We start from the raw sequence: 20,275 nt of genomic DNA, 5'->3' as shown, positions 1-20,275 counted from the left end.
ATGAAAACGTCTTAGCAGACTTCTGCGCCGGCGATGCCGTCCAGATAACGCTCTGCGTCCAGCGCCGCCATGCAGCCGGTGCCGGCGGAGGTGATCGCCTGACGGTAGATGTGATCCATCACGTCGCCCGCGGCGAAGACGCCGGGGATAGTGGTTTGGGTCGCATTGCCGTGAATGCCGGACTGCACCTTGATGTAGCCGTTTTCCAGCTCCAGCTGACCGCCGAAGATGCCGGTGTTCGGGCTGTGGCCGATGGCGATGAACACGCCGGCCAGTTCCAGCTCACGGGTTTCGTTCTCCGCTTTGGTGCTGCGGATACGCACGCCGGTCACGCCCATTTCATCGCCCAGCACTTCGTCCAGCGTATGGTCGGTGTGCAGCACGATGTTGCCGCTCTTCACTTTTTCCATCAGCCGGTCGATCAGGATTTTCTCCGAACGGAAGCTGTCGCGACGGTGGATCAGGTGAACCTCGGCGGCGATGTTTGACAGGTACAGCGCTTCTTCAACGGCGGTATTGCCGCCGCCGACCACCGCGACTTTCTGGTTGCGGTAGAAGAAACCGTCGCAGGTTGCGCAGGCGGAAACGCCTTTGCCCTTGAACGCGTCTTCGGAAGGCAGGCCAAGATAGCGGGCGGAGGCGCCGGTCGCGATGATCAGCGCGTCGCAGCTGTATTCACCGCTGTCGCCGAACAGGCGGAACGGACGCTGCTGCAGATCGACGCTGTTGATGTGGTCGAAGACGATTTCAGTCTGGAACTTCTCCGCGTGCTCGCGCATGCGCTCCATCAACGCCGGGCCGGTCAGGCCTTCGGCGTCGCCGGGCCAGTTTTCCACTTCGGTGGTGGTGGTCAGCTGGCCGCCTTGTTCCAGACCGGTGATCAGCACCGGGTTCAGGTTGGCGCGCGCCGCGTAGACGGCGGCGGTGTAACCGGCCGGGCCGGAACCCAGAATCAGTAATTTGCTATGTTTAGCCGTGCCCATGAATAACCTCTTTATTCCACAATGGCGGACAATGAAGCCGATTGTAGGGAAAATGGCGCAGTAAAAAAAGCGCCGGGCGACGTTGTTAACGATTTGTATGATAGTTGTCGCCTATTAATGCATCCGTTGTCGGTAAATCGGTCGTCGAACGCAGAAATTTAACTTATCAAAGCCGCATTCGGCCAGCGAATCGCCAACCGTGCAAAAACGGCGCACTCTGCGGCTTCCGCCGCTCCCGACCGGGGTTTATCAGCCAGCGATTCATAATCAAAAATGGGATGCAGACTTTTCATGACGGTACGTTGTTCTGATTTTGCTTCTTTTACTTTGACAATCCGCTGCGCATTTGCGAAAACATCATAGGAAGAAGAAATTATCCCCGTAACACCAGCAAATCGTACGTATTTGCGCCGCAAGGCGACGATACGCAGCGGGAGTGCGGAGCAGGGCGCGCAAGCGTTTGCTGATTTTTTCTCGACCGAAACATCGTTGCCGGCGCTGCGCGGAGTTGGACAGACAGGCTGCGCGGCGTGGAATGATGGTAGTGAAGAAGCACATGACAGGCATCGGGTCTTCGCTTGGAACGAACCCTTACACATTGACGTTGGCTAGGGTGTGGCAAGTGCACGGAAGAAAATAAGAGAGACAATAATAATGGCAGACAACAAGAAACGCCCGGGTAAAGATCTTGACCGTATCGACCGCAACATCCTGAATGAGCTGCAGAAGGATGGGCGTATTTCGAACGTCGAGCTTTCGAAGCGCGTGGGGTTATCCCCGACACCATGTTTGGAACGCGTGCGCCGTCTCGAGCGCCAGGGTTTCATTCATGGCTATACCGCATTGCTGAACCCGCATTATCTGGATGCGTCCCTGCTGGTTTTCGTGGAGATCACGTTGAACCGCGGCGCGCCGGATGTGTTTGAGCAATTCAACTCGGCAGTGCAGAAGCTTGAAGAGATTCAGGAGTGTCATCTGGTTTCCGGCGATTTCGACTACCTGTTGAAAACCCGTGTACCGGACATGTCGGCTTACCGCAAATTGCTGGGCGAAACCTTGCTGCGTTTGCCGGGGGTTAACGACACCCGTACCTACGTAGTGATGGAAGAAGTGAAACAGAGTAACCGTCTGGTTATCAAAACACGGTAAGGTGCAGGTGCAAAACCTGATTAAATTGGTTACACTCCTGTTTATTCATACAGTTTCGGCGCCGGGGCAGTTTCTCGGCGCTGTTGCTATGTCAGCTAACAGGAACCTGGAGAGCCTTTCTTGAGCCAGGAATATACAGAAGATAAAGAAGTTACCCTGAAAAGACTCAGCAGTGGCCGGCGTTTGCTGGAAGCTGTGCTTATCGTGGTAGCGATTTTTGCCGTTTACCTCATGGCTGCGCTGGTCAGTTTCAACCCGTCTGACCCAAGCTGGTCGCAGACCGCGTGGCATGAGCCGATTCACAATCTGGGCGGCGGTGTCGGGGCCTGGTTGGCCGATACGCTGTTCTTCACCTTCGGGGTGCTCGCCTACGCGATACCGCCGATCATGCTGGTCCTGTGCTGGGCGGCTTATCGCCAACGCAGCAACAGAGACTACATCGACTATTTCGCGCTTTCCCTGCGCCTGATCGGCACCCTGGCGTTAGTGCTCACCTCCTGTGGGTTGGCGGCGCTGAACGTTGACGATCTCTATTACTTCGCCTCCGGCGGCGTGATCGGCAGCCTGCTGAGCAACGCCATGTTGCCGTGGTTCAACGGCATCGGCGCTACGCTGGCACTGCTGTGCGTATGGGCGGCGGGGTTGACGCTGTTTACCGGCTGGTCCTGGCTGGTGATCGCCGAGAAGATCGGCGGGGCGGTGTTGGGCGTTGCGACGGTGATGACCAATCGCTCACGCCGCGAAGAGCGCTATTTCGAAGATGACGAGCGTTACGTTGACGACGAGCCTGAGCAGGCAGGGAAGGGTGCCGCCGCAGCGGTTGCCGCGACCGCCGTCGGAGCCGCGGCCGCCGATGACGACGTGCTGTTCTCCGCGCCTTCGGTTACCGAAAGCGCCAAAGCGGCGGCGGAAGACGCCGCCGATCCGTTGCTCAGCGGCCTGCGCGCCGACGATGGTGAGCTTGAAGCAGTAGCCGCACCCAGCGCGCCGGTGGCTTCGCCTGCACCGACGGTGAAGGCAGAGATCCACGAGCCCGTTGCTGCGCCGATCGCCGCTCAGGCGCCGTCGGTAACGGTGGCGCCGGCCGCGCCGGCCTCGGTCAATCAGCACCCGGTAAGTGCGCCGGCGCAAGACGCTACGCCGCCGCTGTATTCCTTCGAGATCCCGGAAGAAACGCCTGCGCCTAAGGCGACGCGTCCTGTCGATCCTTATCAGGATGACGATGAGCCGCGCCTTGGCAACTGGCAAGAGCCGGCCGCGCCGCAGCCGCCGGCGCGTTCTCCCTTTGATTTTACCGCCGCACAGCGTGACAGCGTTGACATCGGCAGTTCGAGCGGTTTCAGCGCCACCGGCGCCAAACCGCAGCCGGATACGGCGGCAGCCGCTGCTGCGGGCGTTGCGGCGGCGACCTTTATGCCGGCCTTCACGGCGACCAGCGACGGCAATCCGCAGGTTAAGCAGGGCATCGGTCCTGAGCTGCCGCGGCCGAACCCGGTGCGCATCCCGACCCGTCGCGAGCTGGCTTCCTACGGTATCAAGCTGCCTTCGCAGCGTGCGGCCGAACAGGAACAGCGCCAGACAGAGGCGGAGCCTCAACAGCTGACGGCGGCGAACCCGCAGGAAGAAGAGGCGTTGCAAGAAGCCGCGCTGCGCCAGGCGTTCGCCGAGCAGCAAAGCCAGCGCTACGGCGAAAGCTACGCGCCGGAGCAGGATGATGAACAGGCTCAGCAGGAGGCTGAGCTTAGCATAGCGTTCGCCGAACAACAGAGCCAGCGTTACGGCGAAGACCAGCAGGACGACGAAGCGGCGCGGCAAGAGGCTGCGCTGCGTCAGGCATTCGCCGAGCAGCAGCAGGCGCGTTATGGCCAGCAAGAGCCTGCTCCGCAGGCGCCGGCCGCCAGCCCGGTCGATACCCGCAATGCTTTCAGCTTCTCGCCAATGGCGGATCTGGTGGACGATGGCCCGAGCGAGCCGATGTTCACGCTGTCGCCGCAGCTTGAAGAGCGCATTGAACTGGAAAGCGAGCAAGAGGACGACGTGCCGTTCGGCCAGTTTGAGCCTGCGGCGCCGGCTGCTCAACCTCAGCAATCGCACCCGCAGCCTCAACAATACCAGCAGCCGTCGCAGCAGCAATATCAGCATCAGCAGCCGCAGGTGCAGCAGCCTCAGCAACCTCAGGCCGAGCAGCATCCGGCGATGGACAGCTTGATTCACCCGTTCCTGATGCGCAACGATCAGCCGCTGCAGAAACCGACCACGCCTCTGCCGACGCTGGATCTGCTGACCGAAGCGCCGAAAGAAGTGGAGCCGGTCGATTCCTTCGCGCTGGAACAGAAAGCGCGCCTGGTGGAGGCCAGCCTGGCCGATTATCGCGTGAAAGCCGACGTGGTGGACATCCTGCCGGGGCCGGTCATCACCCGCTTCGAGCTGGATCTGGCGCCGGGCGTTAAAGCGGCGCGCATTTCCAACCTGTCGCGCGATCTGGCGCGCTCGCTGTCGACTTCGGCGGTGCGCGTGGTGGAAGTGATCCCCGGTAAGCCTTATGTCGGTCTGGAGCTGCCGAACGCCAAGCGGCAAACGGTATACCTGCGCGAGGTGCTGGATTGCCCGGCCTTCCGCGACAACCCGTCGCCGCTGTCCATCGTATTGGGTAAAGACATCTCCGGCGAGCCGGTGGTGGCCGATCTGGGCAAAATGCCGCACTTGCTGGTCGCCGGTACCACCGGCTCCGGTAAATCGGTCGGGGTCAACGCCATGATCCTGAGCATCCTGTATAAGGCCACGCCGAAAGAAGTGCGCTTTATCATGATTGACCCGAAAATGCTGGAACTGTCGGTTTACGAAGGCATTCCGCACCTGTTGACCGACGTGGTCACCGACATGAAAGACGCCGCCAATGCGCTGCGCTGGTGCGTGGGCGAAATGGAACGCCGCTATAAGCTGATGTCAGCTCTGGGCGTGCGTAACCTGGCCGGCTACAACGAACGTGTCGATCAGGCCGAAGCGATGGGGCGTCCGATCCCGGATCCGTTCTGGAAACCGACCGACAGCATGGACATCACGCCGCCGGTGCTGGAGAAAGAGCCGTACATCGTGGTGATGGTCGACGAATTCGCCGATCTGATCATGACGGTCGGCAAGAAGGTCGAAGAGCTGATCGCCCGTCTGGCGCAAAAAGCGCGTGCGGCGGGTATCCACCTGGTGCTGGCGACCCAGCGTCCGTCGGTGGATGTGATCACCGGCCTGATCAAGGCCAACATCCCGACGCGTATCGCCTTTACCGTGTCGAGCAAGATAGACTCTCGCACCATCCTCGATCAGGGGGGGGCCGAGTCCTTGCTGGGCATGGGTGATATGCTTTATCTGGCGCCGAACTCCTCGATCCCGGTGCGCGTACATGGCGCATTCGTGCGCGATCAGGAAGTGCACGCGGTGGTCAAGGATTGGAAAGCGCGCGAGCGGCCCCAATATAAAGAGGGCATTCTCAGCGGCGGTGAAGACGGCGAGGGCGGTGCCGGCGGCGGTATGGACGGTGACGAAGAGCTGGACCCGCTGTTTGATCAGGCGGTGGATTTCGTGGTGGATAAACGCCGCGCCTCCATCTCCGGCGTACAGCGCCAGTTCCGCATCGGCTATAACCGCGCCGCGCGCATCATCGAACAGATGGAAGCGCAGGGCATCGTCAGCGAGCAGGGGCACAACGGCAACCGCGAGGTGCTGGCGCCGCCGCGGCACGATTGATGGTCGTTTAGCCATTGCAACTCAATAAGAAAGGGCCGCTTAAGCGGCCCTTGTGCAAAGAAGCGTAAACCCGTTTCTTCTCGGAACATTGGCCTACCGGCCGTTCGCCGGCTTCGGGTAAAGTAACGGGGTAAAGGGTTGATTTGACCCGCACGGCGCCGCCTTGCGGTTAACGCATTTCATAAGGTATCTGGAATAATGAAAAAACTGTTAGTTGCCTGCTGTCTGCTTTCGGGATTCGCTTCTACCTCCGTGCTGGCCGACGCCGCACAGGATCTGCAAAGTCGCCTGGCGAAGGTGAACAGTTTCCACGCCAGCTTCTCGCAAACCGTGACCAGCGCCGACGGCGCCGCGGTGCAACAGGGTGAAGGTGAGCTGTGGGTGAAGCGGCCGAACCTGTTCAACTGGCACATGACGTCACCCGATGAGAGCGTGCTGGTCTCCGATGGCCAAACCCTGTGGTTCTATAACCCGTTCGTTGAGCAGGTGACGGCGACCTGGCTGAAGAACGCCACCGGCAATACGCCGTTTATGCTGATCACCCGCAACAATGCCAGCGACTGGAAGCAGTACAACGTGAAGCAAAAGGGCGATGATTTCGAGCTGACGCCGAAATCCGCCAGCGGCAACCTGAAGCAGTTCGCCATCAGCGTGACCAACAGCGGCACCATCCGCAGCTTCGCCGCGGTGGAGCAGGACGGCCAGCGCAGCGCTTATACGCTGAAAAGCCAGCAGAACGTCACCGCCGATCCGGCCAAATTCAAATTTACCCCGCCGAAGGGGGTGACGCTGGACGACCAGCGCCAGTGAGGTGCAAGTGAGTAATAATCTGTCGCTCGATTTTTCCCAGAACGAGTTCCAGCCGTTGGCCGCGCGTATGCGGCCGACCACGCTGGCGCAGTATATCGGCCAGCAGCACCTGCTGGCCGCCGGCAAGCCGCTGCCGCGCGCTATCGAGGCCGGGCAGCTGCACTCGATGATTTTATGGGGGCCGCCGGGCACAGGGAAGACGACGCTGGCAGAGCTGATCGGCCGTTATGGTCAGGCGGACGTCGAACGGATCTCCGCCGTGACCTCCGGGATCAAGGAGATCCGCGAGGCGATCGAACGGGCGCGGCAAAACCGCGACGCCGGCCGCCGCACTATTCTGTTCGTCGATGAAGTGCACCGCTTCAACAAAAGTCAGCAGGACGCCTTCCTGCCGCACATTGAAGACGGCACCATCACCTTTATCGGCGCCACTACCGAAAACCCGTCGTTCGAACTGAACTCAGCGCTGCTGTCGCGCGCCCGCGTCTATTTGTTGAAGGCGCTGACCGCCGAAGATATCGGCCAGGTGCTGGATCAGGCGATGAACGACAAGGCGCGCGGTTTTGGCGGCCAGAACGTCGAGCTGCCGGCGGAAACGCGCCGCCTGCTGTCGGAGCTGGTGGGCGGCGATGCGCGCCGGGCGCTGAACAGCCTGGAAATGATGGCGGACATGGCGGAGCTCGACGCCAAAGGCGTGCGGGTGCTGACGCCGGAGCTGCTGAAGGAGGTGTCGGGCGAGCGCAGCGCGCGCTTCGACAACAAGGGCGACCGTTATTACGACCTGATTTCCGCGCTGCATAAATCGGTGCGTGGTTCGGCGCCGGACGCCGCGCTGTACTGGTATGCGCGCATCATTACCGCCGGCGGCGATCCGCTCTATGTGGCGCGCCGTCTGTTGGCGATTGCCTCTGAAGACGTGGGCAACGCCGATCCGCGCGGCATGCAGGTGGCGATCGCCGCCTGGGATTGTTTCACCCGCGTGGGGCCGGCGGAGGGCGAGCGCGCCATTGCGCAGGCGATTGTTTACCTGGCCTGCGCGCCGAAAAGCAACGCGGTTTACACCGCGTTCAAGGCCGCCATGCGCGACGCCAAAGAGCAGGCCGATTATGACGTGCCGGAGCATTTGCGCAACGCGCCGACCAAGCTGATGAAGGAAATGGGGCTGGGGGCGGAATACCGTTACGCTCACGACGAACCCAACGCCTACGCCGCCGGCGAGAACTACTTCCCGCCCGAAATGGCCAACACGCGCTACTATCAACCGACCTCGCGCGGGCTGGAAGGGAAAATCGGCGAAAAGTTGGCATGGCTGGCTGAGCAGGATCAAAATAGCCCGACAAAACGCTACCGCTAGCGTGGCCGTTGCGGTAAGGTTAGCGGGTATCACTCTTCTTTTATGCGGCTATAAATCAGCCGCATAGAACAACAACACTTCTTTCAATAACAACAAGCACAGGATTAGCATGCTCGATCCCAATCTGCTGCGTAATGAGCTAGACGCAGTCGCCGTCAAACTGGCTCGCCGAGGCTTTAAACTCGATCTGGATCTGCTGCGTTCGCAGGAAGAACGCCGCAAAGTTCTGCAGGTAGAAACTGAAACGCTGCAAGCGGAACGCAACTCCCGATCGAAATCCATCGGCGCGGCCAAAGCGCGTGGGGAAGACATCGAGCCGCTGCGTCGCGAAGTGAACGAGCTGGGTGACAAGCTGGATGCCGCCAAGGCGGAACTGGATGCGCTGCAGAGCGAGATCCGCGATTATGCCCTGACGCTGCCTAACCTGCCGGACGACGCCGTGCCGGACGGTAAAGACGACAGCGAAAACCTGGAAGTCACCCGCTGGGGTGAACCGCGCCAATACGACTTCGCGGTGCGCGATCATGTCGATCTGGGCGAAATGGCCGGCGGGCTGGATTTTGCCGCCGCGGTTAAGCTGACCGGTTCGCGCTTCGTGGTGATGAAAGGGCAAATCGCCCGCATGCACCGCGCGCTGTCCCAGTTCATGCTGGATCTGCACACCGAACAGCACGGCTACCTGGAGGCCTACGTGCCTTACCTGGTCAACCACGCCACGCTGTACGGCACCGGCCAACTGCCGAAGTTCGGCGAAGACCTGTTCCATACCCGCCCGCTGGAAGAAGAAGCCGACAGCAGCAACTACGCGCTGATCCCAACGGCGGAAGTGCCGCTGACCAACCTGGTGCGCGACGAGATCGTGGAAGAGGAATCTCTGCCGCTGAAGATGACCGCGCACACGCCATGCTTCCGTGCCGAAGCCGGTTCTTACGGCCGCGATACCCGCGGTTTGATCCGCATGCACCAGTTCGACAAGGTCGAGATGGTGCAGGTAGTCCGTCCGGAAGATTCGATGGATGCCCTGGAAGAGCTGACCGGCCACGCGGAAAAAGTGCTGCAGCTGTTGAACCTGCCTTACCGCAAGGTGCTGCTGTGCACCGGCGACATGGGCTTCGGTGCGTGCAAAACCTACGATCTGGAAGTCTGGCTGCCGGCGCAGGATACCTACCGCGAGATCTCGTCCTGCTCCAACATGTGGGATTTCCAGGCGCGCCGCATGCAGGCTCGCTGCCGCAGCAAGGCCGACAAGAAGCCGCGTCTGGTCCACACGCTGAACGGTTCCGGCCTGGCGGTCGGCCGTACGCTGGTGGCGGTGCTGGAAAACTACCAGCAGGCCGACGGCCGCATTCAGGTGCCAGAAGTGCTGCGTCCTTATATGGGCGGCCTGGAATACATCGGTTAAACGGCAAAGCATTAGAAAAAAGCGCCTACGGGCGCTTTTTTTATGTCGAGAATTCAGTCTGTCGCCAGCGCGTAAGCCTGTTGAATGTAGTCTGCCAGATGCTTGCTTTTCACCTCGCCGGGCGAGTGGAGTTTGATGTGCCGCCGATACTGGCCGCTGCCTTCGAGCTGATGATGGCTGTCTGCCAGCCGGTAGCCGTGGCCGAACTCCACCGTGACGTGGTGGCGATAGGCGAAAACGCCGCAGAAAAATTGGCTATGCGAGAACATGATGCCGCCGTATTTGACCGATTCGGTGATGCCACTGCCGCTCGCCGCAGCGACCCGGCGCACCTGTTGTACGATCTCCAGCAGCTCGCCGTGCGTGCTGCCGATGTCTGCCAGCAAGGTTTCGACCGCAGCATCATTTGCCTGACTCATCTTGCTTCCCCATCGTTAAATCCGCTCTGCGCTGAGCATAGCGCTTTTTCAGCCGGTTAGCTGGAAACAAATCGTGCGGTGGAATGATAAGAGGCGATTGACTTTTTTATCGCCAGTGGCATGATGCGCGCACTCTCATTGCGCGTTCGGTCACAATTTCACTATGTCCGCATACTCCCGCCCAGTGCTCTTATTGCTCTGCGGCCTCTTGCTGCTCACGGTATCCATTGCCGTTTTGAATACGTTAGTGCCTCTTTGGTTAACCCATGCTCAGTTGTCAACCTGGCAGGTGGGAATGGTCAGCTCCTCTTATTTCAGCGGTAACCTGTTGGGCACGTTGGTAGCGGGCAAACTGATCCAGCGCGTTGGCTTCACCCGCAGCTATCATCTCTCTTGTTTGCTGTTCGCCGCCGCGACCGCCGGCATGGTGCTGTCGATCGATTTCTGGAGCTGGCTGGGCTGGCGCTTCTTCGCCGGCGTCGGGTGTGCCTGGATCTGGGTGATCGTGGAGAGCGCGCTTTTGCGCAGCGGCAATTTGAGCAACCGTGGCCAGCTGCTGGCGGCCTATATGATTGTCTATTACCTCGGTACGGTGACCGGCCAGTTACTGTTGAGCATGACCTCGACCGAATTGCTGCACGTGGTGCCGTGGGTGATCGCGATCGTGATCAGCGCCATGCTGCCGATGCTGTTTGCGCGGGTCAACCGCCATGAAGACGAGCCGCAGCAGGCGGCGGTATGGACAATGTTGAGACGCCGCAGCGCGCGCCTGGGCATCAACGGCTGCATCATCTCCGGCATCGTGCTCGGCTCGCTGTATGGCCTGATGCCGCTGTATCTCTCTCATCAGGGCATGAGCGACGCTAACGTCGGCTACTGGATGGCGCTGTTGGTCAGCTCCGGCATCGTCGGCCAATGGCCTGTCGGGCGCCTGGCCGATCGTTACGGGCGCCTGCTGGTGCTGCGCATTCAGGTGTTTGTGGTGATCCTCGCCAGCGTGGCGATGCTCGGCAACTACGCCATGGCGCCTTCACTGTTCATCCTCGGCTGCGCCGGCTTTACCCTGTATCCGGTGGCGATGTCCTGGGCCTGTGAGAAGGCAATGCCGCACGAACTGGTGGCGATGAACCAGGCGCTGCTGATGAGTTATACCATCGGCAGCTTGCTGGGCCCATCGATGACGGCGCTGCTGATGCAGAACTATTCCGACCGCGTGCTGTTCGTGATGATAGCCGCCGTGGCGTTGGTTTACCTGCTGATGCTGCTGAAAAAGCAGAAGCCGGATCGCCATCACACGCCGTTCGCCGCCGCCTGAGCATAAAAAAAAACCGGCCATGAGCCGGTTTTTTCTTTGGCGCTGCGTCAGTCAGTAAATCACTTTGTGGCCGTAGCTTTCCAGGATGCCTTTGACGCGATCCATGGTCTCGGCCTTCGGCGGATGTACGCCGTCCAGTTTGTACTCTTCCCCCATCGCTATCCATTTGTGCTTGCCCAGCTCGTGGTAAGGCAGCAGCTCGATTTTCTCGATGTTGGTCATGTCTTTGGTGAACTCGCCCAGCAGGTGCGCCGATTTATCGTCGTCTGACCAGCCCGGCACCACCACGTAACGGATCCAGGTGCGCTGGTTGCGTTTCGCCAGATAGCGGGCGAATTCCAGCGTGCGGTGGTTGGAGACGCCGACCAGGTTCTGGTGGATCTCGTCGTTCATCTGTTTCAGATCCAGCATCACCAGATCGGTGGTGTCCAGCAATTCGTCGATCACCGGATCGTAGCGGCGCACGAAGCCATTGGTGTCCAGGCAGGTGTTGATGCCTTCGGCATGACAGGCGCGGAACCAGTCGCGCACGAATTCAGCCTGCAGGATCGCCTCGCCGCCGGACGCGGTCACGCCACCGCCGGAAGCGTTCATGAAGTGGCGGTAGGCCACCGCGTCTTTCATCAGCTCTTCGACGGTCACTTCTTTACCGCCGTGGGTGTCCCAGGTGTCACGGTTATGGCAATAGAGGCAGCGCATCAGGCAGCCCTGGAAGAAGACGATAAAGCGGATCCCGGGCCCATCGACGGTGCCGCAGGATTCGAAGGAGTGGATGCGACCAGTTACTGACATTGCGGGGTTTTCTCCAATATGGACTGTCAAACGCAGTCTAAAAATAGGCGCGTGGCCGCCGGCCAGGTATCTGCGATGCAGCGGCGGGGGATCCGCCACCGGGGGTAATGATGCCTGTCGGCCGGTCAGTTGCCGGATAACTGTTTTGCCGGCTATCCATTCAGTATAGATGTCCGGCAAAACAGACTCGCACAGAGTCAGGGGAGAGCGGTGGGAGAAAAGGGCCGGCAGAACCGGCCCCGACGTTGGCACCGGGCGGTTTCCCGCCCGGTCGGCGTTATTACATCGTTTGAGTGAAGGTACGAGTAATGACGTCCTGCTGTTGCTCTTTGGTCAGCGAGTTGAAGCGCACGGCGTAACCGGAAACGCGGATGGTCAGCTGAGGGTATTTCTCAGGATTTTCCATCGCATCCAGCAGCATTTCGCGGTTCATTACGTTGACGTTCAGATGCTGACCGCCTTCGATGGAGGCTTCATGGTGGAAGTAACCATCCATCAGGCCCGCCAGGTTGGCTTTACGCACGTCGTCGTCTTTACCCAGCGCGTTAGGCACGATGGAGAAGGTGTAGGAGATCCCGTCTTTCGCGTAGGCAAACGGCAGTTTGGCTACCGAGGTCAGGGAGGCTACTGCACCTTTCTGATCGCGACCGTGCATCGGGTTGGCACCTGGACCGAACGGTGCGCCTGCGCGGCGGCCATCCGGGGTGTTACCGGTTTTCTTGCCGTACACCACGTTGGAGGTGATGGTCAGTACGGACTGGGTCGGTACCGCGTTGCGGTAGGTGCGCAGTTTCTGAATTTTCTTCATGAAACGTTCCACCAGGTCGCAGGCGATGTCATCGACACGGGCGTCGTTGTTACCGAACTGCGGATATTCGCCTTCCACTTTGAAGTCGATAGCCAGGCCGTCTTCGTCGCGAATGGTGGTGACTTTCGCGTACTTGATGGCGGACAGGGAGTCGGCCGCAACGGACAGACCGGCGATGCCGCAAGCCATGGTGCGATAAACGTCACGGTCATGCAGCGCCATCAGCGCAGCTTCGTAGCTGTACTTGTCGTGCATGTAGTGAATGATGTTCAGCGCGGTCACGTACTGCTTGGCCAGCCAATCCATAAAGTGGTCCATGCGGGCCATGACTTTGTCATAGTCCAGCACTTCGTCCATCATCGGCGCTTCTTTCGGGCCGACCTGCATTTTCAGTTTCTCGTCAACGCCGCCGTTGATGGCGTAAAGCATGGTTTTCGCCAGGTTGGCGCGGGCGCCGAAGAACTGCATTTGCTTACCGACGATCATCGGGCTGACGCAACAGGCGATGGCGTAGTCATCGTTGTTGAAGTCAGGACGCATCAGGTCGTCGTTTTCGTACTGTACGGAAGAGGTGTCGATGGACACTTTCGCCGCGAATTTCTTGAAGTTCAGCGGCAGCTTCTCAGACCACAGGATGGTCATGTTCGGCTCCGGCGACGGCCCCATGGTGTACAGGGTGTTCAGGAAGCGGAAGCTGTTTTTGGTGACCAGGGTACGGCCGTCGACGCCCATACCGGCCAGGGATTCGGTCGCCCAGATTGGGTCGCCGGAGAACAGTTCATCGTACTCAGGGGTACGCAGGAAGCGCACCATACGCAGTTTCATCACCAGGTGGTCGATCAGTTCCTGCGCTTGCTCTTCGGTCAGTTTGCCCGCCTTGATGTCGCGTTCGATGAACACGTCGAGGAAGGTGGACACGCGGCCGAAGGACATGGCGGCGCCGTTCTGGGATTTCACCGCGGCCAGGTAGCCGAAGTAGGTCCACTGCACCGCTTCTTGGGCGCTGGTGGCCGGGCCAGAGATGTCGTAACCGTATTTGGCGGCCATCTCTTTGATCTGAGCCAGAGCGCGATGCTGTTCAGCGATCTCTTCGCGCAGCTGGATGGTCATTTCCAGGTCTTCGCCGTTTTCCAGTTTTTCCTGCAGCGATTTGAACTGGTTCAGCTTGTCGGCCATCAGGAAGTCGATGCCGTACAGCGCCACGCGGCGGTAGTCGCCGATGATGCGGCCACGGCCGTAAGCGTCTGGCAGACCGGTCAGCACGCCGGATTTACGGCAGTTCAGGATGTCTTTGGTGTAAACGTCGAATACGCCCTGGTTGTGGGTTTTACGGTATTCGGTGAACACTTTTTTCAGCTGCGGATCCAGTTCGCGGCCGTACACTTTGCACGAACCTTCGACCATTTTGATGCCGCCGAACGGGATCAACGCGCGTTTCAGAGGGGCGTCGGTCTGCAGACCCACGATGGTTTCCAGCTCTTTGGCGATGTAACCCGCGTCGTGAGAAACGATGGTTGAAGCAACGTTGGTGTCGAAATCAACCGGCGCATGAGTGCGGTTTTCCAGTTTGATCCCTTCCATAACCTTGTCCCACAAGGTGGTGGTGGCTTGAGTTGCGCCAGCCAGGAAGGATTCGTCACCTTCATAAGGCGTGTAGTTTTTCTGGATGAAGTCACGAACGTTGACTTCATTCTGCCAGTCACCCTTGCTGAAACCTTCCCAAGCGTTGGCTAATTTCTCGTTAAGTTCGGTCATTGTACACCTACCTTTGATTGTGGATTTCTAACTCTGCGCGCGGTAACTCACAGCTTAGTGCTGTTCGCGGCCCCCACGCAGATAAATTACCCAGTAAGTCAACCCAACCAGCAGACCGCCGCCGATGATGTTACCAATGGTGACCGGAATCAGGTTGTCGATGATGAAGTTGCTTACTGTCAGATGAGCGAATTGCTCAGGTACCGCCCCTACGGCTTGCCAGAACTCCGGCGTGGCGAAGTGTTTGACCACGATGCCCATAGGGATCATAAACATGTTGGCGATGCTGTGTTCGAAGCCGCTGGCGACAAACATACCGACCGGCAGCACCATGGCGAGCATCTTGTCGGTCAGGGTACGGCCGGAGTAGCTCATCCAGACCGCCAGGCAGACCATCAGGTTAGCCAGAATGCCGAGGCAGACGGCTTCGATAAAGGTGTGATGCAGCTTGTGGTCCGCGGTTTGCAGAACATTCAGGCCCCACTGGCCGTTGGCGACCATATACTCGCCGGAGAACCAGATCAGCGCCACGAAGAACAGCGCGCCGACCAGGTTGCCGAGATAAACGTTCAGCCAGTTGGCGCCCAGTTGGCCCCAGCTGATGCGGCCGCTGGCCTTGGCGATGACGATAAGCACGGTAGAGGTGAACAGGTCGGCGCCCGACACCACCACCAGCATTAACCCGAGAGAGAAACAGATGCCGCCGACCAGTTTCGCCAGCCCGAAAGGCACGCCGGCGGTGCCGGTGGTCGCCGTAATGTAGAAAACGAAGGCGATGGAAATGAAGACACCGGCGGTGATCGCCAAATAAAACGTTTTCAGCGGATGTTTGGTGGCTTTATACACGCCGGCATCTTCAGCGATTTTCGCCGTTGCCGCAGGTAAAATCAGATCGAATGGGCTGTCAGTTTTCAAACTAACTCTCGCTCTTAAGGGTTAAAACAACGCAATGAGATACTAGCAAAGCAGTATAGGGGAAAATTTGATTTGGATCATATGGCGGGGAAGTAGAGCGCCAAAATGGCATGTTTTTAGTGTGGTTTTTATGTCTAATTAATTGAATTTAAACAAAAAACAATTTTTTAATGTTTGCAATTTTTTTTGAATTCACCCGGTGTGCCGAGGGTGTTAAAGTTAAATTTTTAGGCGTTTTGTCGCCGTTCGTCGCTGAAAGTTTAATTATCGGTTAATTATTATTTCACCGTCCGGCAACAATCGCCGGTTTATTTATTCTTATGCTCGTTTAACCGCCTATTTTCCTGCGGGAAAATAAAACAGAATGCGTTGAAATAAACCGCAAAATGAAAACGCCGCAGCGCAGTGCGGCGTTTGACCGGGGAGGGTACCCCAAAAGTGGCGGCACCCCCAATGGCGATTAGGCCTTGGCCCAGTGACGGCGCTTGGCCGCCTGCAGCTTCTCGTAGGCCGCCAGCAGCGCCTGATGGGCCGGCAACGCCTTCAGATCGGCATCGACGGCGAACAGCCCGTTGAAGCGCTCTTCACCGCTGATGGCGGCCGAGGCCGCGTCCACCGCTTCCTGGCCGTACATTTTCACGAACGCGGTATAGTATTGCGCCGCTTCGCGCTCAGGCTCCTGCGCCAGCAGCAACAGCGTTTGCAGGCAACGGTAGTAGTTGCTGCGCGCCGGGCTCAGCACCGAGGCGTTGAAGTCCTGCGTCCATTCGGTCCAAATCAGCGCCTGATCCAGATCGCCGCCCGCCAGCGCCAGCATCGACTTCAGCTCGCCCACGCGCAGGGTATACCAGGCGTTGTCTTTGCCGCTGGCAATGCCCAGCAGTTCGCGTACGCGGGTGAAATCGTCCAGCCCTTCGTCGTCCAACTGCTCGATCAGCGCCAGGTATTCTTCCGGCTCCCACTCGCTGCCCGGCAACGCCAGCAGCGTATCGCGCAGGTGCGCGCCCATGCTGTTGTTGGCCAGCAGCAGGTCTTCCGCCGGGTAGATATCGGACATGCCCGGCACGATGATGCGGCAAGCGTAGACGCCCAGGTGTTCGTAGTCGGCGATGTACACTTCCGCGTCTTCTTTGTCGAAGATGCTCATCAGGGTGGCGAACTCTTCCTGCGTGCTGCCGCTGAAGTTCCAGTCAACGAACGGATAGTCCGCGTCCTGCTTGAACAGATCCCAAGAGATCAGGCCGCTGGAGTCGATGAAGTGCGTTTCCAGGTTGGTGTGTTCCGCCACTTCTTCGTCATCGAAGGTCGGCGCGGTGAACACGTCGAGATCTTTCAGGCTGCGGCCCTGAAGCAGTTCGGTCACCGTGCGCTCCAGCGCCACGCCGAAGTCCGGGTGCGCGCCGAACGAGGCGAAGCAGGTGCCGTTGGTCGGGTTGAACAGCACCACGCAGATCACCGGGTAGTTGCCGCCCAGCGAGGCGTCGTAGGAGAGGATTGGGAAACCTTCCTCCTCCAGCTTGGCGATGGCTTCCACCACGCCCGGGTAGCGGTTCAGCACCTCGTCCGGGATCGCCGGCAGGCTGATGGATTCGGCGATAATGCGGTTTTTCACATAGCGCTCGAACACTTCCGACAGGCCCTGCACGCGCGCTTCGTTGGCGGTGTTGCCGGCGGACATGCCGTTGGAAACATACAGGTTGCCGATGATGTTCATCGGAATGTATACCGTTTGCTGATCGGACTGACGGGTGAACGGCAGCGCGCAGATGCCGCGATCGGCATTGCCGGACTGCAGATCGACAAGATCGCTGGCGCTCAGCTCTTGTTGCGGATCGTAGAAGGCATGCAGACGCTCGTCGAGGATGCCGGCCGGCAGCGCATCGTCCGCCGGGATCGGGAACCATTTCTCATTCGGGTAGTGCACGAAGTCGCCTTCGGCGATCTGCTTGCCCAGATAGAAATCGGCGAAGAAGTAGTTGGTGGACAGGCGCTCGAAATATTCACCCAGCGCAGAGGCCAACGCGGCTTTTTTGCTGGCGCCTTTGCCGTTGGTGAAGCACAGCGGACAATCGCGATCGCGAATGTGCACCGACCATACGTGCGGCACCGGGTTCAGCCAGGAGGCTTCTTCGATGTTGAAACCGAGATCGCTCAGTTTCTGCTGGAAACGGGCGATGGAATCTTCCAGGGCGGCGTCTTTACCGGGGATAAAAGTTTGCGTCATTGTCTTCACTTTTTGCGCGTACTAAAAACGCGCAATGATACGGGGTTTTACGCTGGAGCTCCACGTATTCCTAAAGCGGCGGCAAAGTCACAGTTTTTTTAAGGATAAAGGCCATAATTCAGCGAGTTATCTGTCACGGAGAAATCTAATGAAATCAGTGAAACTCAGCGTGTTAACCCTTTTGTTGACCGGCGTCAGCGCCTCGGCGCTGGCGCTGCCCAACATCACCCTGCTGGCGACCGGCGGCACCATCGCCGGCGGCGGCGATTCGGCGACGAAATCCAACTATACCGCGGGCAAACTGGGCGTCGAGGCGCTGGTCGATGCGGTGCCGGCGCTGAAGAACATCGCCAACGTGCAGGGGGAGCAGGTGGTTAACATCGGCTCGCAGGACATGAACGATCAGGTCTGGCTGACGTTGGCGAAGAAAATTGACGCCGACTGCGGCAAAACCGACGGCTTCGTCATCACCCACGGCACCGATACGCTGGAAGAGACGGCCTATTTCCTCGATCTGACGGTGAAGTGCGACAAGCCGGTAGTGCTGGTCGGGGCGATGCGGCCGGCGACGGCGATGAGCGCCGACGGCCCGTTCAATCTGTATAACGCGGTGGTGACGGCGGCGGATCCGCAATCGGCCAACCGCGGGGTGCTGGTGGCGATGAACGACAGCGTGCTGGACGCACGAGATGTCACCAAAACAAGCACCACCGCCGTGCAGACCTTCCAGTCGCCGAACTTCGGCCCGCTGGGGTACATCCACAACGGCAAGATCGATTATCAGCGTTCGCCGCAGCGCAAGCACACCCGGGAGACGCCGTTCGACGTCAGCAAGCTGAACGAACTGCCGAAGGTCGGCATCATTTACAACTACGCCAACGCCTCCGATGCGCCGGTCAAGGCGTTGATCGCCGAAGGGTACCAGGGCATCGTCAGCGCCGGGGTCGGCAACGGCAACCTGTATAAAACCGTGTTCGACACCCTGGCGACGGCGGCGCACAGCGGCGTGGCGGTAGTGCGTTCTTCGCGCGTGCCGACCGGCGCCACCACCGAGGATGCGGAAGTGGACGACGCCAAGTACGGCTTCGTGGCCGCCGGCACGCTGAATCCGCAAAAGGCCCGCATTCTGCTGCAGCTGGCGTTGACGCAAACCAAAGATGCGAAGCAAATCCAGCAGATGTTCAATCAGTACTGATCGCTTTCTCTTCTGCGGGGGCCGACCGGGGCTCCCGCAGCCATCTTGGCTGAATACAGCATAAAACACCGCGTTAACCCGCTGAATTTCCCCATGTCGCAGGGTTTTATCGTCCAAACAATCGCGACGGCCGCAGAGCCTGTCATCACCCGGCGCGGCCGTTTGCCGCCGACGGGCGAATAAGCGTTGCAGCCATGGGGCGTGAGTGATAAAACCGATGGGTTGGTTAACGCGAGCGTTAACTTCGGGCGTCTTTTCGACAGGTCGCTTTTCTGCGGCGAACAGTGAATGTGGTGAGGGGAAATGACTCAGGTTTATAATTTTAGCTCTGGCCCGGCGATGCTGCCGGTAGAAGTGTTGCGTCGTGCGGAACAGGAACTGTGCAACTGGCACGGGCTGGGCACGTCAGTGATGGAGATCAGTCACCGCAGCAAAGAATTCATCGCCGTTGCCGAGCAGGCGGAACAGGATCTGCGCGATCTGCTGAAAGTCCCCTCCAACTATAAAGTGCTGTTTTGCCACGGCGGCGCCCGCGCGCAGTTCGCCGCGCTGCCGCTGAACCTGCTGGGCGACAAGGCCACCGCCGACTATATCGACGGCGGCTATTGGGCGCACAGCGCCATCAAGGAAGCGGAAAAGTATTGCGCCCCGAACGTCATCGACGTGAAAACCCGTATCGACGGCCTGAGCGGCATCAAGCCGATGAAAGAGTGGCAGCTCAGCGACGACGCGGCCTATGTCCACTATTGCCCGAATGAGACCATCGACGGCGTGGCCATCGATGAAACGCCGGACTTCGGCGACAAGGTGGTGATCGGCGATTACTCCTCGACCATCCTGTCCCGCCCGCTCGACGTCAGCCGTTTCGGCGTGATTTACGCCGGCGCGCAGAAAAATATCGGCCCGGCCGGCCTGACGCTGGTGATCGTACGCGACGATCTGCTGGGTAAGGCGCGCAAAGAAGTGCCGTCGATCCTCGACTACACCGTGCTGGCCGAAAACGACTCGATGTTCAACACCCCGCCAACCTTCGCCTGGTACCTGTCCGGGCTGGTGTTCAAATGGCTGAAAGAGCAGGGTGGCCTGGTGGAGATGCAAAAACGCAATCAGGCCAAGGCCGAACTGCTGTACGCGACCATCGATAAATCCGACTTTTACCGCAGCCAGGTGGCGATCGCCAACCGTTCCTGGATGAACGTGCCGTTCCAGCTGGCCGATGCGGCGCTGGACAAGGTGTTCCTCAGCGAAGCCGAAGCCATCGGCCTGCAGGCGCTGAAAGGCCACCGGGTAGTTGGCGGGATGCGCGCTTCTATTTACAATGCCATGCCGCTGGCCGGCGTGCAGGCGCTGACCGACTTCATGGCCGACTTCGAACGTCGTCACGGTTGATTCCGTCAGCCCGCCCGACGCGGG

General features: G+C 59.4%; 15 protein-coding genes. 8 read left to right on the top strand and 7 right to left on the bottom strand.

All coding sequences use genetic code 11. The annotated features are described in order from the left end of the window. Positions 1 to 11: 11 nt before the first annotated feature. A complete protein-coding gene (gene trxB, locus J0X03_RS15325; protein ID WP_019454557.1) occupies positions 12 to 983 on the bottom strand; it encodes a thioredoxin-disulfide reductase in 972 nt (323 codons plus the stop codon). Between the two features lie 158 nt (positions 984 to 1,141). Next, positions 1,142 to 1,582: a hypothetical protein gene (locus J0X03_RS15320; protein WP_129993320.1), complete on the bottom strand. Its 441-nt coding sequence runs from the start codon at positions 1,580 to 1,582 to the stop codon at positions 1,142 to 1,144. Positions 1,583 to 1,637: 55 nt separating this feature from the next. On the opposite strand from J0X03_RS15320, the gene lrp reads away from it, so the two are divergent. From lrp to serS, 5 genes are all read left to right on the top strand, one after another. Continuing rightward, complete coding sequence (lrp, locus tag J0X03_RS15315) at positions 1,638 to 2,132, top strand: leucine-responsive transcriptional regulator Lrp (protein ID WP_004928318.1); 495 nt, start codon at positions 1,638 to 1,640, stop codon at positions 2,130 to 2,132. A 120-nt stretch (positions 2,133 to 2,252) separates the two neighbouring features. Further along, positions 2,253 to 5,873 (top strand): DNA translocase FtsK 4TM domain-containing protein, encoded by a 3,621-nt coding sequence (locus J0X03_RS15310; protein ID WP_160204147.1) that lies wholly within the window; start codon positions 2,253 to 2,255, stop codon positions 5,871 to 5,873. Positions 5,874 to 6,071: 198 nt separating this feature from the next. Continuing rightward, a complete protein-coding gene (lolA, locus tag J0X03_RS15305; RefSeq protein WP_033642555.1) occupies positions 6,072 to 6,683 on the top strand; it encodes an outer membrane lipoprotein periplasmic chaperone LolA in 612 nt (203 codons plus the stop codon). A gap of 67 nt (positions 6,684 to 6,750) precedes the next feature. Then, positions 6,751 to 8,037, top strand: a complete 1,287-nt coding sequence (locus J0X03_RS15300) for a replication-associated recombination protein A (RefSeq protein WP_046897122.1) — start codon at positions 6,751 to 6,753, stop codon at positions 8,035 to 8,037. Between the two features lie 109 nt (positions 8,038 to 8,146). Then, on the top strand, positions 8,147 to 9,439 hold the full coding sequence (gene serS / locus J0X03_RS15295; RefSeq protein ID WP_160204148.1) for a serine--tRNA ligase: 1,293 nt from the start codon (positions 8,147 to 8,149) through the stop codon (positions 9,437 to 9,439). A gap of 53 nt (positions 9,440 to 9,492) precedes the next feature. Here serS and J0X03_RS15290 read toward each other — a convergent pair whose 3' ends face one another. Then, entirely contained in the window at positions 9,493 to 9,858 is a 366-nt protein-coding gene (locus J0X03_RS15290) for a DUF1801 domain-containing protein (RefSeq protein ID WP_160204149.1), read from the bottom strand. A 163-nt stretch (positions 9,859 to 10,021) separates the two neighbouring features. Here J0X03_RS15290 and J0X03_RS15285 point away from each other — a divergent pair, with 163 nt between their 5' ends. Further along, a complete protein-coding gene (locus tag J0X03_RS15285; RefSeq protein ID WP_160204150.1) occupies positions 10,022 to 11,173 on the top strand; it encodes an MFS transporter in 1,152 nt (383 codons plus the stop codon). 51 nt (positions 11,174 to 11,224) lie between these two features. Here J0X03_RS15285 and pflA read toward each other — a convergent pair whose 3' ends face one another. The 4 genes from pflA to ycaO form a co-directional block, all read right to left on the bottom strand. Next, complete coding sequence (gene pflA, locus J0X03_RS15280) at positions 11,225 to 11,965, bottom strand: pyruvate formate lyase 1-activating protein (RefSeq protein ID WP_031299859.1); 741 nt, start codon at positions 11,963 to 11,965, stop codon at positions 11,225 to 11,227. 280 nt (positions 11,966 to 12,245) lie between these two features. Beyond that, complete coding sequence (gene pflB / locus J0X03_RS15275; RefSeq protein WP_004928286.1) at positions 12,246 to 14,528, bottom strand: formate C-acetyltransferase; 2,283 nt, start codon at positions 14,526 to 14,528, stop codon at positions 12,246 to 12,248. A gap of 54 nt (positions 14,529 to 14,582) precedes the next feature. Then, positions 14,583 to 15,443, bottom strand: a complete 861-nt coding sequence (gene focA, locus J0X03_RS15270; RefSeq protein WP_019454548.1) for a formate transporter FocA — start codon at positions 15,441 to 15,443, stop codon at positions 14,583 to 14,585. Positions 15,444 to 15,903: 460 nt separating this feature from the next. Further along, entirely contained in the window at positions 15,904 to 17,667 is a 1,764-nt protein-coding gene (ycaO, locus tag J0X03_RS15265) for a 30S ribosomal protein S12 methylthiotransferase accessory factor YcaO (protein WP_033642559.1), read from the bottom strand. Positions 17,668 to 17,815: 148 nt separating this feature from the next. On the opposite strand from ycaO, the gene ansB reads away from it, so the two are divergent. Continuing rightward, positions 17,816 to 18,862, top strand: coding sequence for an L-asparaginase 2 (ansB, locus tag J0X03_RS15260; protein ID WP_033642560.1), 1,047 nt, complete (start codon positions 17,816 to 17,818; stop codon positions 18,860 to 18,862). A gap of 303 nt (positions 18,863 to 19,165) precedes the next feature. After that, complete coding sequence (gene serC, locus J0X03_RS15255; RefSeq protein WP_033637853.1) at positions 19,166 to 20,251, top strand: 3-phosphoserine/phosphohydroxythreonine transaminase; 1,086 nt, start codon at positions 19,166 to 19,168, stop codon at positions 20,249 to 20,251. Positions 20,252 to 20,275: the final 24 nt, after the last annotated feature.

Origin of the sequence: Serratia ureilytica, assembly GCF_017309605.1 — a bacterium.
GTDB lineage: Bacteria > Pseudomonadota > Gammaproteobacteria > Enterobacterales > Enterobacteriaceae > Serratia > Serratia ureilytica.
This window is presented reverse-complemented; position numbering and strand designations above follow the sequence as displayed.

What these genes read in the sequence shown, in the direction of transcription:
- trxB (WP_019454557.1), bottom strand. Translation starts at nt 983, where the DNA reads ATGGGCACGGCTAAACATAGCAAATTACTGATTCTGGGTTCCGGCCCG.
- J0X03_RS15320 (WP_129993320.1), bottom strand. Translation starts at nt 1,582, where the DNA reads ATGTGTAAGGGTTCGTTCCAAGCGAAGACCCGATGCCTGTCATGTGCT.
- lrp (WP_004928318.1), top strand. Translation starts at nt 1,638, where the DNA reads ATGGCAGACAACAAGAAACGCCCGGGTAAAGATCTTGACCGTATCGAC.
- lolA (WP_033642555.1), top strand. Translation starts at nt 6,072, where the DNA reads ATGAAAAAACTGTTAGTTGCCTGCTGTCTGCTTTCGGGATTCGCTTCT.
- J0X03_RS15300 (WP_046897122.1), top strand. Translation starts at nt 6,751, where the DNA reads ATGCGGCCGACCACGCTGGCGCAGTATATCGGCCAGCAGCACCTGCTG.
- serS (WP_160204148.1), top strand. Translation starts at nt 8,147, where the DNA reads ATGCTCGATCCCAATCTGCTGCGTAATGAGCTAGACGCAGTCGCCGTC.
- J0X03_RS15290 (WP_160204149.1), bottom strand. Translation starts at nt 9,858, where the DNA reads ATGAGTCAGGCAAATGATGCTGCGGTCGAAACCTTGCTGGCAGACATC.
- J0X03_RS15285 (WP_160204150.1), top strand. Translation starts at nt 10,022, where the DNA reads ATGTCCGCATACTCCCGCCCAGTGCTCTTATTGCTCTGCGGCCTCTTG.
- pflA (WP_031299859.1), bottom strand. Translation starts at nt 11,965, where the DNA reads ATGTCAGTAACTGGTCGCATCCACTCCTTCGAATCCTGCGGCACCGTC.
- pflB (WP_004928286.1), bottom strand. Translation starts at nt 14,528, where the DNA reads ATGACCGAACTTAACGAGAAATTAGCCAACGCTTGGGAAGGTTTCAGC.
- ycaO (WP_033642559.1), bottom strand. Translation starts at nt 17,667, where the DNA reads ATGACGCAAACTTTTATCCCCGGTAAAGACGCCGCCCTGGAAGATTCC.
- ansB (WP_033642560.1), top strand. Translation starts at nt 17,816, where the DNA reads ATGAAATCAGTGAAACTCAGCGTGTTAACCCTTTTGTTGACCGGCGTC.
- serC (WP_033637853.1), top strand. Translation starts at nt 19,166, where the DNA reads ATGACTCAGGTTTATAATTTTAGCTCTGGCCCGGCGATGCTGCCGGTA.